We start from the raw sequence: 12,184 nt of genomic DNA on the forward strand, positions 1-12,184 counted from the left end.
GCGAGCGTCCTGACCGGGAATTCCATATAACACACCACTGCCCCCAGTAAACAGCAGTTAGTGTGTCAATGGTCTCGCCTGACTGAATGATTTCAGTCCGTACGTGCCACGTTTTGCAACGAGTATGTTGACACGTACATTTCTAAATAAGAAGAAATCGGCTACTCCCCAACGACGGGCGCAACCTTAACATATTTTTAGAATATAAAACAACAACAGAAAATTATAACCCCGTCTACTTATTGATAACGATTTTCATTTAGATTTGTTGGTAAAAATAACGTTAATAAAGTTAGGTACTTTTGAGCGAAATAATATAGCAATGGCTATAAGTATGCTCAATTAATATACGGATATTATTGGTGTGGTCATTGTTATCTGATTAATTTTTAACGAGAAATTTATATATCTTCTCAAGGTCGTCAATATTTTTTACCCGGATAAGTAGGCGTCGTTGCTCTAATTGCACGACCAGGACGCCATCTTCAGATAAATTCATCTCTTTAATACGGGTATATTCAATCCATACGCTGGAATAGTAAAAGCCCTGCGCTTTAAAGATGATTTTGGGGACACGGATCCAGAAAAGGTATATTGCGAGCAACGAGAGCGCACATAATAACCATGTGGTTAAAGATGTCCCTCCGTTTACGGCATTGTTATAAATCAGGATGATCAGCAGACCAACAAAAATGGTGGCATCTACCCGGCTGCGGCGAAGCAGGGGAAGCGTCAGCAGCGCTTTGCCGTTGCGGCGAGGGATGACCAGTTCGTCATAAATGGCGTAAGCCAGAAGGGCGGCAATAAACAATACCAGTATGCTGTCCGTGAGCGTCATTGTGTCTCCTGAGAATAAAAAAACCGGGGCCAGGCCCCGGTTATAGCACAACAGATTACAGGCCTAACAGGCCAACGGCGTAGCCTGCGATACCGATGACAAAGAAGCCAACGATGATCCACAGTGCGTTCACTTTCTTACGCAGTAACCACATGCAGGCGAAGGTCAGCAGCAATGGCACCAGGCCTGGCATTAACTGATCGAGAATGGTTTGTACAGTGGTGACGTTTTCTTTACCTGTCTGGTCAGTGATGCGTGAGACGACCAGCGGGATATTCACATGCGTCCACTTGTTAACCAATGCCCCCATGACAAACAGGCCAAGAATTGACGCCCCCTCAGTCAGTTTTTGCAGGAAGCCGCCACCCATATCTTTAACGATATCGATCCCTTTGCGGTAGCCATAGGCCACCCCGTAGTAACGGGTTGCAAGACGAACCAGGTTAAACAGCACAAAGAACAGTAAAGGCCCCAGCAGGCTGCCGCTCATGGCGATCCCTGCACCTAATGCGGCAAATACAGGACGAACCGTACCCCAGAAGATCGGGTCACCTACGCCTGCCAGCGGCCCCATCAGACCGACTTTGATACCGTTAATGGCGCCGTCGTCAATTTCAGCTCCGTTTGCACGTTGCTCTTCCATCGCCAGCGTGACACCCAGTACCGGTGCTGCAACGTAGGGGTGGGTGTTAAAGAACTCAAGGTGGCGTTTAATGGCCTGGCGACGTGCTTCATTATTTTCCGGATACAGGCGTTTAATTGCCGGTACCATGGAGAAACAGAAGCCCAGCGCCTGCATACGTTCGAAGTTCCATGAACCCTGGAACAGGTTAGAACGAATGAACACGCCACGAATGTCACTCTGAGTGAGTTTTTTCTCGGGGGTCGTTTTAGTCATATCAACCATTTCGCTCACCTGCTAGTCCAGTTCGTTATCGAGATCGTTGTGACCAGCAGCCTGAGCTGGTGCACCTGCTACGCGGTTATATTTCGGGCTTAATTGAATGTAGAGGATAGCCATAACGGTCCCAATCACACCCAACGCAACCAGATTGAAGTTGGTGAAAGCCGCTGTCACAAAACCGAGGTAGAAGAAAGGCATCAGGTAGCCAGCACGCATCATGTTGATGACCATTGCGTAACCCACAACGACGATCATACCACCCGCAATATTCAGACCACCGGTAACCACCTCGGGAATAGCATTAAGCATGCCCTGGACTTCACTGGTACCGACTGAAATTGCCACGATAACTGCCGGGATAGCGATACGCATTGCCTGCAGGAACAGTGAAGATACATGCAGCCAGGAGAGCGCAGTAAGATTGCCGCTTTCCGCTGCCTTATCCGCTGCGTGCTGGAATGCCACGGTGATGGTACGAACGATGATGGTCAGAACCTGGCCTGCTGCTGCGAGAGGAATCGCCAGTGCGATACCTGCACCGATACTTTGGTGACCCGCAATAACCAGGACGGTAGAGATAATGGAAGCCAGCGCAGCATCGGGTGCTACGGCGGCACCGATGTTCATCCAGCCCAGAGCAATCATTTCCAGGGTACCACCGATGATAATACCGGTTTTCATATCCCCGAGAACGGCGCCGATCAGCGTACAGGCCACCAGCGGACGGTGGAACTGAAATTCATCGAGTACCGATTCCATACCTGCGATACATGCGACGATGAACACCAGCACAATCTGAAGAGTGGTAATCTCCATTGTACTTCTCCTATTGCTATACAGACTTATGTGTGAAAACTAAGTAAATGCCGGGTGGTTATTTCGCCACTTTGGCAATCAAATCCATCATTTTCAGTTTCTGGTCGGTAGACACTTTGCGGGCTTCAAGCTCAATACCGCGTGCATTGAGCTTTTTGAAAGCGTCAATATCTTTCTCATCAACAGAGATAGCGTTGTTTACCTGTGTTTTCCCTTGACGGAATGCCATACCGCCAATGTTCACGGAAGTAATTTTCACGCCACCTTCAACCACGCGTTCAACATCGGTCGGGTTGGTGAACAGCAGCATGACCCTCTCACCGGCATATTTCGGGTTGTTGTAGACGCGGATCATTTTGGCGACATCCACCACATGCGCCGTTACCCCGGGAGGGGCGACCTGAGTGAGGAGTGTTTTACGCACGGTATCGGCAGCCACTTCATCACTGACCACGATAATGCGCGTGACGTTGGTTTCTTTGGTCCAACGGGTGGCGACCTGACCATGAATAAGACGGTCATCAATCCGCGCCAGACCGAGGATCATATAATCATTCGGGCCCATTGGCTTAGCTGGGATGTTAGCTTTAGGTGTTGCCACAGGTGCGGCTTTTTGGACAGGTGCGGCTTTCAGTGCTTTGACGCCTTCGCGACCGGTTTCAACTGCCACTGCAACCAGTTCGTCAAAAGTGGGATTATCATCGCGAGCCATCAATGTTTCGACCAGCATCGGAATGTTAACTCCGGCGACCACCTCATAATGCTCTTTGTCGACGACAATGCGGCTGGCTGCGTTGAATGGGCTTCCACCCCATGTATCGACGAGAAACAGCACGCCTTGATGGACATCGAGCTTCGCCAGTTGTGCGTTGTACTTCTCGATTAACGTTTCGGCATTTTCGCCGGGAACGAAATCAATCCAGCCGACGTTCTCCTGTTCGCCTAATAACATTTCAGCGGTTTTGAGTAACTGTTCCGCAGCCCAACCATGTGTGCCTATCACAATAGCAATGGTCACTTGCTACCTCCTTCGTTTTTATCGTTAACACATCAGTAAACTATGTGTTGTGAACCTCTCAGGAGACCGAATCGATTCAGATAAGGGGCAGAGAGGAAAAACTAAGACTTCCGGGATTTATTTTAGATAGCGAAAAAATAATTTATGTGATGAAGATCCGTAATTTACGTTAAGCATTTAAGAAAATTCGAATCGAAAAATATCTTTAAAATGCAAATTCAGGTAAATCTTTGCCAAAGGTAAAGCCTCTCTGATATGTTTACATTCTGTTTAACATTTCAGGAGTACAGGGCATCAGCCCACTGTATGGACCGTCACCGACGTCAGTTCACCCTCTGGCAATTTTTTGCCAACCATTTCCGTATTTCACACCCCCTTAATGTCATCATGCCTGTGCGCTCGTGCGCGCTGTCTGGCCTTATTTTGAGCAGGAGTTTGCCATGGAATTCTTAATGGACCCCTCAATCTGGGCGGGCCTGTTGACGCTTGTCGTCCTTGAAATTGTTCTCGGTATCGACAACCTGGTCTTTATTGCCATCCTTGCCGACAAATTGCCGCCGAAACAGCGCGACAAGGCACGATTGATTGGCCTTTCTCTTGCGCTGATCATGCGCCTGGGACTGCTTTCGCTGATCTCCTGGATGGTTACGCTGACCCAACCGCTGTTTTCCGTCTGGGATTTCACCTTCTCCGGTCGAGACTTAATCATGCTGTTCGGGGGGATATTCCTGTTGTTCAAGGCCACGACGGAGCTGCATGAGCGGTTAGAGAACCGCCAGCTCGAAGGTGGACAAGGAAAAGGTTATGCCAGTTTCTGGGTGGTTGTCGTACAGATAGTCATTCTTGATGCGGTGTTCTCACTTGACGCGGTGATTACCGCAGTCGGTATGGTGAACCACCTGCCGGTGATGATGGCAGCGGTCGTGATTGCCATGGCGGTGATGTTACTGGCTTCAAAACCGTTAACCCGCTTTGTTAACCAACATCCGACAGTGGTCGTGCTCTGCCTGAGCTTCTTGCTGATGATCGGTTTGAGTCTGGTAGCGGAAGGTTTTGGCTTCCATATTCCGAAAGGTTACTTATACGCGGCTATTGGCTTCTCAATCATCATTGAGCTGTTTAACCAGATTGCCCGTCGTAACTTTATCCGACATCAATCTACGGTCCCGCTGCGTGCCCGAACAGCAGATGCCATCCTGCGTTTGATGGGGGGTAAACGTCAGACCAACCAACCGCAGGATGCGGAAAGTCCGGCGGCAGTGCCAGTACCGGAAGGCGCCTTTGCAGAAGAAGAACGCTATATGATTAACGGCGTGCTGACTTTGGCCTCGCGTTCGCTGCGCAGTATCATGACGCCACGCGGTGAAATCAGTTGGGTAGATGCGAATCTGGGCGTGGACGAAATCCGCCAGCAGTTGCTCTCGTCACCGCATAGTCTGTTCCCGGTCTGTCGGGGTGAACTGGACGAAGTGATTGGTATCGTGCGTGCTAAAGAGATGCTGGTGGCACTGGAAGAGGGGGGGGATGTTGCGGCTATTGCAGCAATGTCTCCTGCCATCGTGGTGCCAGAAACCCTGGACCCGATTAAGCTTCTCGCCGTTCTGCGTCGTGCCCGTGGCAGTTTTGTTATCGTGACCAACGAATTTGGCGTGGTGCAGGGGCTGGTTACGCCGCTGGATGTACTTGAAGCCATCGCGGGTGAATTCCCGGATGCGGACGAAACGCCAGAAATTGTTGCCGATGGTGATGGTTGGTTAGTCAAAGGTGCGACGGACCTGCACGCACTACAACATACCCTGCAACTGGATACGCTGGTCAATGATGCGGAAGACATCGCCACGGTTGCTGGTCTGGTCATCGCTATTAATGGTCAGATCCCGCGTCCTGGTGATGTCCTGGAGCTTAAACCACTGCAGATAACCGTAGTGGAAGCCAATGACTACCGTGTCGATCTGGTGCGGGTTGTTAAAGAGCGACCGCTATACGATGAAGAAGAGTAATTTCATAGCGGCATAAACGGCATCATCAGTTTATTGCGGCGGGCGGGGGGAGATGTCCACCCCGCCAGCCAGCGCGGAAATTCTTTAATTGGCATTGGCTTCGCATATAAAAAACCCTGTAGTACATGAACTCCCCGCTGGCGCAAATGCTGTGCCTGCCGGGGATTCTCAACCCCCTCCGCCACCAGTTCAATGTGCAAACGCTGCCCCAGTGAAATAATCATATCCGTCACTGTGGAATTCACCGCATCAGTGCCAATTGCGGTGGTAAACGACTTGTCTATTTTCAGCACATCCGGATGTAAACGCTCAAGCCATGAGAGTGAACTATTGCCGGTACCAAAATCATCAATTGCAATTTTAACCCCTTTACGACGCAACTCACGGACCATCCGGTAATCCACGTCCTGCAAGGCATCGCGTTCGGTCAGTTCGATGGTGAGCTGTTGAACCGGGTGGGTATTAAACCAATACTGGTTTAAATCCTTAAGGAGCACGCCATGGCGTAAATGACTGGGCGCAACGTTGATACCTATCTCAAATTTACTGTCGGCAGGGAATAAACCAAGCTGACGTTGAGTTTCCGCCATCACATAACGTGTGAGGGGCGCGATGAGGTTATGCTCCTCCGCAATCGGGATAAACACCTCTGGTGAGATCCACCCCTGCCGTGGGTTATTCCAGCGCAGCAGTATCTCAACGCCAATGCATTTGTTGCTGTCTGCATCTAGAAGCGGTTGACAGAATAGCTCAAATTCCCGCGCGGCAAGGCCAAGGTTAATTTCCCATGAAAAACTCATTCGGTTGGCCGTCGCCAGCCAGGCGACATACCCGACCAGTAAACTCAACATCAGCGCCAGCGGCAGTTGAGAAGGCAGGTAATGCAGCGCCAGTTGGGCTGCTCCCGGGCTGGTAACGGTAATGGTAAACGGGAAATGATCAGAAGACTGATGATAGCGTTCCTCATCATCCGCTTCGGGCAGGATGTCCGTGACGCTTTTCCCGTAGATAAGATTCTGTTGCCCAACGCTCAGGCTGGCGCCGGTAATGAGAGGGGAAACAGGCTCAAGGGTGAAATTCGTTAACAACCCAATATTGATGATCTCTATGATTCCACTTTGACCATCGGTGGTGGTGGGGTACCAGAAAATCATCACCGGCGTATTTTTTAGCAAAGACTGATCGGTAGAGAGCAGGAGTAAGGGTTTGGTGCTGGGGAGGGCTGGCTGTAGTTGGTTGATCGGCACATCCCGATAACCAAAAATACTGGAGCAATACAAAATACCGTCTTTGATAAGGCCAATAGAACGAACAGTCTGCAGACTGGCAGCTTGTTTTCGCAGCAAGAAATGGGCGCTGGCGCATGGCTGCCCGACCAGCGGAATGACATCGCTGCGCTTAAGTTCGAGCGGTAAGAGTAATTTATCAAGAGATTGCACGGCATGCGCGGTGAACGCGGCAATTTTATCCTGATTTAAATTGCGCTCCAAAATAAATCGAACTGCCAGCGTACCCATCAGCACTGCCATAGCCATTAGCGCGCAGACCAGAATGCGTTTTCGTCGGTAACCTGAAATGATCCGCTGTGCTGTTTGCATGCCGTGACCGCCTGTATAGCCACTGGCCTGGAATAACCGCCAGAACACAGAAAGTGTAGTGGGGAAATGAGGAAAGCGAGATGAAAGCGAAATAAATTAGCCCTTCCGTTGCAGAAGGGCTTTAAAGGGGTATTAGTCGCACTGAACCTTGATCGCGAGTCCGCCACGTGAAGTTTCGCGGTATTTGGCATTCATATCTTTGCCCGTCTCGTACATGGTCTCAATAACCTTATCCAGAGAGACACGCGGTGCACTGGTACGGCGCATCGCCATGCGTGAGGCGTTAATCGCCTTCACTGATGCGATAGCATTTCGTTCAATACAAGGCACCTGTACCTGGCCGGCAACCGGGTCACATGTTAGCCCCAGGTTGTGTTCCATACCAATTTCAGCGGCCACACAGACTTGCTCCGGGCTTGCACCCAGTAGTTCGGCAAGACCCGCAGCGGCCATGGAGCAGGCTACACCCACTTCTCCCTGGCAACCCACTTCAGCACCGGAAATGGAGGCATTCATTTTGTACAACGCGCCAATGGCGCCGGCTGCAAGGAAGTAGCGGATATAGATATCTGGACTAACGGATTCGATAAAGTGATCGTAATAGGCCAGTACGGCAGGAACAATACCGCAAGCGCCGTTCGTTGGTGCGGTGACAACGCGGCCACCAGCGGCGTTTTCTTCGTTAACGGCCAGCGCAAACATGTTAACCCAGTCGATCACGTTCATCGGGTCACTGGATAATTTGTCGCTGGCAACCAGCATACGGCGCAAAGCAGAGGCGCGACGCGGAACACGCAGTGGGCCTGGCAGCACACCTTCCGTATTCATTCCGCGATCGATACAGGCACGCATTGTGGCCCAGACGTGTCCAAAATAGGCTTCAATCTCTTGCTTACTGTGCAGTGCCAGTTCGTTCTGCATCACCATGCCGGAGAGGGACAACCCGGTCTGCTGGCAATAGCCCAGCATTTCGCTCGCTGATTTGAAAGGATACGGGACGCTGACGCTGCTAACGGTTTCTTTGCCGAAATGTTCCTCATCGACAATAAAACCACCACCAATCGAATAGTAAGTTTTGCTGTAAATCTGTTTTTCGCCGCTCCAGGCATGAATGCTCATGGCATTTTCGTGCAGGGGCAGGTTGTCACTATGGAAGCGCATGCCATCATTTGGCGGGAAATCCACTTCCTGGCGACCGGACGCCAACAGCAGGCGGCCACGGGTTTCAACATCACGGATAAAAGCCGGAATAGTGTCAATATCCACGGTTGCGGGCTCATTGCCGGCCAGACCCATAATGATGGCGATATCGGTGTGGTGGCCTTTACCCGTTAACGACAGTGAACCATAAACGTCCACTGCAACGCGGGTAACGCGCTCCAGCAATCCCTTTTCGACCAGGTCATCGACGAACTGTTTTCCGGCCTTCATCGGGCCAACAGTGTGGGAGGAAGAAGGACCAATTCCCACTTTAAACATGTCGAATATACTAATCACATTAACACTCCTGACAGGGTTACCGGGGCTCCGGTAACGATGTAATAACTGCGCATAGTGTAAGAGGGAAGTAATTTCACGGTTGAACTATTCACATGAATTAAACTAATGCCTGGCAGCGATTTTTCTCATGTCGGGCAGCTGAAAGCATTCACCTACTGATTGCTTTGCTTAAAGTATAGTCAAGGGCGGTCGCCAATCTGTAGGGAAAGCTCGCGAATAATTCCTGCCGTCATGCCCCAGACAAAGTAATGCTGATACCACGACAGCCATACCCGGTGAGCATTACCGTGGCGATGAACATCGAGCGGGTGGTAGCGACCCAAACGCAAGGCTTCTGCCAGCGGCATTTCAAAGACCGATGCCACTTCATCTTCGCTGGCGTGGTAATGCAAGTCGGGCGGAATAATGCCGACAACCGGCGTGACGCGAAATCCGGTGACGCTGTCGACCGGAGGCAAGACCCCAATCACTTCAACCGCCTCAGGGGGAATCGCGACTTCTTCCTGCGCCTCACGCAACGCGGCGGCAATCAGTGACGCATCCGTGTCATCTACCGCGCCACCGGGGAAGGCAACCTGACCTGCGTGCTTACGCAAAAAAGGCGAACGCTGGGTTAAGAGAAGACCTGGCTGCTCGCGACGCACAACCGGCACCAGCACGGCTGCCTGACGCGTATTGGTGACACTGGGCTTTAACTGTGGGCGCAAAAGTTGAAATCGGGATAAAAAATCATCCAGCGTCAGAACAGGATGCGTCATGTTTTTTACTTCTCCAGTTGCTGCAAGATACGGTTAACCTTATCAAAAGTTTCCTGATATTCCGCATCTTCGTTGCTGTCAGCGACAATTCCGCCACCGGCTGAACAGTACAGTTGACCTTGCCATGCTGTCAGTGTGCGGATGGTGATACTGGTATCCATGTTGCCGCAAAAGCTGAGGTACCCGATGCTGCCACACCAGGCATTACGCCGCTGGGGTTCCAGCGTATCGATGATTTCCATCGCCCGTATTTTGGGGGCCCCGGTAATCGAACCGCCGGGAAACGCAGCACGGAGCACATCACTGGCATGTTGAGACGGTGGTAATTTCGCCGTCACGGTGCTGACAAGATGGTGAACGGCAGGGAAAGGCTCAACCACAAAAAGTTCAGGTACCCGCACGCTCCCCGGCACCGCTACGCGACCAATATCATTACGCATTAAATCGACAATCATCAGGTTCTCTGCGCGATCTTTGGGAGAGGCTGCCAGTTTTCCAGCCTGCAGGGCGTCAGCCTGCGGATCGGCAAGGCGCGGCAGGGTGCCTTTGATCGGCCGAGTCTGGATAGTGTCAGCGGAAATCTGAATAAACCGCTCGGGTGACAGACTCAACACCGCCCCCTCTTCGAGACGGATAAACGCGCTGAACGGAGCGCGGTTCGAACGGTTAAGATGCACAAATGCCTGCCATTCATCGCCCGCATAATGTGCCTGAAAACGCTGGGCCAGATTGACCTGATAACAGTCCCCACTATGCAGCCACGCTTGCACCTGGCGGAACTTTTCCCCGTAGGTTTCGCGGGTCATATTGGACTGCCACTCTGAAGTCAAACGAAACGGCGGGACGGGCAAAGGCATTTGCTGAGAAAGCCAGATGAAGCGTGCGTCAATATCCCCGTGGCTGATTAACGTCACCTGCCGGAGGTGGTGATCGACAATTATTGCCCAATCGTAGATACCCACTGCCATATCGGGCAAAGCAATATCAGCATCAGCCGTTGCTGGGAGCACCTCAAACCGACGGCCTAAATCGTAACCGAAGAGCCCGAGTGCTCCCCCCTGGAAGGGCAGCGCATCGTTGGTTTGGGGGTGAATATTTGCCTTATCAATACGTTGCTGAAGTAAAGTCAGTGGATCTTCCGTTGAAAGTTGCTCTCCGGAGGTATCGCGAATCCGCGTGTTATGCCCGTGAGTCACCAGGGTTTCTAAGGGATCCGCGACCAGAATATCAAACCGGTTGTAGGCATGAACTGCATGACCGGAGTGGAGCAACATGGCCCATGGCAGATGTTGAACGGCGGAAAAATAGTTTTCAGCGGCATCGGATTGCCAGGGCAATGGCATTATAGCGGGGGTAGATTTCTTCATTATTACTGGCTCTGAACGCGAACGCTGGCGCATGGCCACGGCGCATGAAATAATTAGCGCCAATAATTTAGCAGGAGTTACCCATGTTTGCAGGTTTACCTTCCCTCAGTCACGAACAGCAGCAGAAAGCCGTCGAGCGTATTCAGGAATTGATGTCGCAGGGCATGAGCAGCGGAGAGGCGATTACTCTTGTGGCCAATGAACTGCGCGCCAGCCATACGGGCGAACGTATCGTGGCGCTTTTTGAAGACGAAGACGAAGACGAAGACGAGACCGAAGACGAAAACGAAGACGAGTGACATCCTGAATGTGGAGGTGGTAATTGAAAAACACGATGTCTGAACCGATACCTGATGCAATCCGCGTATTTATCACCGCGGCAGTCATCCCGGGTGACATCATGCTTCCCTTCCACTATCCGCAACCAGAACAATGGCACGAGTGGCATAGCGGTTTTCGCTGGCATGGCATCACCGGGGAAAACCTGATGGCAGACACGCCCGATGCGTGGCAACCCAACTGGTATCTGATAGCCCTTAATGGATTAGACGATCCTTTTTTTATCGATCTGACTGAAGAGACGGACGGCTACCCGGTCTATTCTGCGGCACATGGCGCGGGTAGGTGGCAAGCAGAACGTATTGCGGCCGATTTACAATCATTTCTTGCTCTTTTAACTCAACTGCGCGATGCAGATGAGGCGGATGCGCTGGTGATACTTGATGCGCATACAGAACCGGACAGTCCTTTCTGGCTCGAACTGCGGCAAGCTTGGCAGGAACGCGACAACGAGGGAGATAATGCGCCGGATGTGGCCCCGGAGGACTGGCAGGCGGGGCGTCTGCTCATTACCGATATCGGTGCGCAGAAACTCAAGGTCGTTCAGGTCCTCAGAAAAACATTGAATTTACCGCTTGCCGATGCCCTGAGCTTTGTCACCAACCTGCCAGTTTGTGTGGGCGAGGATTTTCGCTTGCGGCTGCGTTCTCTGGAACGAGAGTTACAGGCCACCGGTGCCACTCTCACTTTTCAGACAACTGGACCCGCGCTTGAAACCCTGCGACTTAATATGCCGATCGGCATCGAAGCGCTGATGGCCTGCGTGAAAGCCGGGCAGGGAACGACGCTTTACTACAGTCTCTATTCAACACACGACGGTGTTTTTCAGGCAGGGGATGAGCTCTACGTGGTCGACAGCAATGACGAAGCAGCAGCGTCAACGGAGCGTTACCCTCACTTCGCCTGTATGAGTGAGCATTTTCAGTCGGTCATTGAATTGGCATATCAGCAAAAGCCGCACGCCAGCGACGACGAAATCATCCGCGCACTTAATCACTACCTCGAGCACGACGATTTTCTGGACATGGAATAACATCCGGCGCGGG

11 protein-coding genes and 1 riboswitch are annotated in these 12,184 nt (G+C 51.6%); of the genes, 3 read left to right on the forward strand and 8 right to left on the reverse strand.

The genetic code is table 11. The features are described 5' to 3' along the window. Positions 1-6: 6 nt before the first annotated feature. Positions 7-182, reverse strand: a riboswitch (yybP-ykoY riboswitch). A gap of 200 nt (positions 183-382) precedes the next feature. The 4 genes from AC5JPW_RS16230 to manX are packed head-to-tail and all read right to left on the reverse strand — an operon-like array spanning position 383 to position 3,576. Then, a complete protein-coding gene (locus AC5JPW_RS16230; RefSeq protein ID WP_494241941.1) occupies positions 383-838 on the reverse strand; it encodes a DUF986 family protein in 456 nt (151 codons plus the stop codon). 55 nt (positions 839-893) lie between these two features. Then, positions 894-1,745, reverse strand: a complete 852-nt coding sequence (gene manZ / locus AC5JPW_RS16235) for a PTS mannose transporter subunit IID (RefSeq protein WP_494241943.1) — start codon at positions 1,743-1,745, stop codon at positions 894-896. 12 nt (positions 1,746-1,757) lie between these two features. Then, positions 1,758-2,558 carry a PTS mannose/fructose/sorbose transporter subunit IIC gene (locus tag AC5JPW_RS16240; RefSeq protein ID WP_494241945.1) on the reverse strand — a complete coding sequence of 267 codons (801 nt, stop codon included), beginning with the start codon at positions 2,556-2,558 and terminating at the stop codon, positions 1,758-1,760. Positions 2,559-2,616: 58 nt separating this feature from the next. Beyond that, entirely contained in the window at positions 2,617-3,576 is a 960-nt protein-coding gene (gene manX, locus AC5JPW_RS16245; RefSeq protein WP_494241946.1) for a PTS mannose transporter subunit IIAB, read from the reverse strand. 440 nt (positions 3,577-4,016) lie between these two features. On the opposite strand from manX, the gene yoaE reads away from it, so the two are divergent. After that, positions 4,017-5,576, forward strand: a complete 1,560-nt coding sequence (gene yoaE / locus AC5JPW_RS16250) for a CNNM family cation transport protein YoaE (protein ID WP_494241948.1) — start codon at positions 4,017-4,019, stop codon at positions 5,574-5,576. A 2-nt stretch (positions 5,577-5,578) separates the two neighbouring features. On the opposite strand, the gene AC5JPW_RS16255 is transcribed toward yoaE, so the two are convergent. The 4 genes from AC5JPW_RS16255 to pabB form a co-directional block, all read right to left on the reverse strand. Next, the gene (locus AC5JPW_RS16255) at positions 5,579-7,174 is read right to left on the reverse strand and encodes an EAL domain-containing protein (protein ID WP_494241950.1); all 1,596 of its coding nucleotides are present in this window, start codon (positions 7,172-7,174) and stop codon (positions 5,579-5,581) included. Between the two features lie 132 nt (positions 7,175-7,306). After that, the gene (gene sdaA / locus AC5JPW_RS16260; protein ID WP_494241951.1) at positions 7,307-8,671 is read right to left on the reverse strand and encodes an L-serine ammonia-lyase; all 1,365 of its coding nucleotides are present in this window, start codon (positions 8,669-8,671) and stop codon (positions 7,307-7,309) included. A 182-nt stretch (positions 8,672-8,853) separates the two neighbouring features. After that, positions 8,854-9,432 (reverse strand): CoA pyrophosphatase, encoded by a 579-nt coding sequence (locus AC5JPW_RS16265; protein ID WP_494241953.1) that lies wholly within the window; start codon positions 9,430-9,432, stop codon positions 8,854-8,856. Between the two features lie 5 nt (positions 9,433-9,437). Then, the gene (pabB, locus tag AC5JPW_RS16270; RefSeq protein ID WP_494241955.1) at positions 9,438-10,799 is read right to left on the reverse strand and encodes an aminodeoxychorismate synthase component 1; all 1,362 of its coding nucleotides are present in this window, start codon (positions 10,797-10,799) and stop codon (positions 9,438-9,440) included. An 83-nt stretch (positions 10,800-10,882) separates the two neighbouring features. Between pabB and AC5JPW_RS16275 the strand changes: the two genes are divergently transcribed. Both AC5JPW_RS16275 and AC5JPW_RS16280 read left to right on the forward strand, forming a co-directional pair. Beyond that, positions 10,883-11,098, forward strand: coding sequence for a YoaH family protein (locus AC5JPW_RS16275; protein WP_494241956.1), 216 nt, complete (start codon positions 10,883-10,885; stop codon positions 11,096-11,098). Between the two features lie 35 nt (positions 11,099-11,133). Continuing rightward, positions 11,134-12,171, forward strand: coding sequence for a DUF7716 domain-containing protein (locus tag AC5JPW_RS16280; protein WP_494241958.1), 1,038 nt, complete (start codon positions 11,134-11,136; stop codon positions 12,169-12,171). Positions 12,172-12,184: the final 13 nt, after the last annotated feature.

It is taken from the genome of Phytobacter sp., from assembly GCF_059074235.1.

Excerpts from the sequence above, each read along its gene's own strand:
- AC5JPW_RS16280 (WP_494241958.1), top strand. The coding sequence starts at position 11,134 with ATGTCTGAACCGATACCTGATGCAATCCGCGTATTTATCACCGCGGCA.
- AC5JPW_RS16240 (WP_494241945.1), bottom strand. The coding sequence starts at position 2,558 with ATGGAGATTACCACTCTTCAGATTGTGCTGGTGTTCATCGTCGCATGT.
- yoaE (WP_494241948.1), top strand. The coding sequence starts at position 4,017 with ATGGAATTCTTAATGGACCCCTCAATCTGGGCGGGCCTGTTGACGCTT.
- AC5JPW_RS16275 (WP_494241956.1), top strand. The coding sequence starts at position 10,883 with ATGTTTGCAGGTTTACCTTCCCTCAGTCACGAACAGCAGCAGAAAGCC.
- AC5JPW_RS16255 (WP_494241950.1), bottom strand. The coding sequence starts at position 7,174 with ATGCAAACAGCACAGCGGATCATTTCAGGTTACCGACGAAAACGCATT.
- pabB (WP_494241955.1), bottom strand. The coding sequence starts at position 10,799 with ATGAAGAAATCTACCCCCGCTATAATGCCATTGCCCTGGCAATCCGAT.
- manZ (WP_494241943.1), bottom strand. The coding sequence starts at position 1,745 with ATGGTTGATATGACTAAAACGACCCCCGAGAAAAAACTCACTCAGAGT.
- AC5JPW_RS16265 (WP_494241953.1), bottom strand. The coding sequence starts at position 9,432 with ATGACGCATCCTGTTCTGACGCTGGATGATTTTTTATCCCGATTTCAA.
- AC5JPW_RS16230 (WP_494241941.1), bottom strand. The coding sequence starts at position 838 with ATGACGCTCACGGACAGCATACTGGTATTGTTTATTGCCGCCCTTCTG.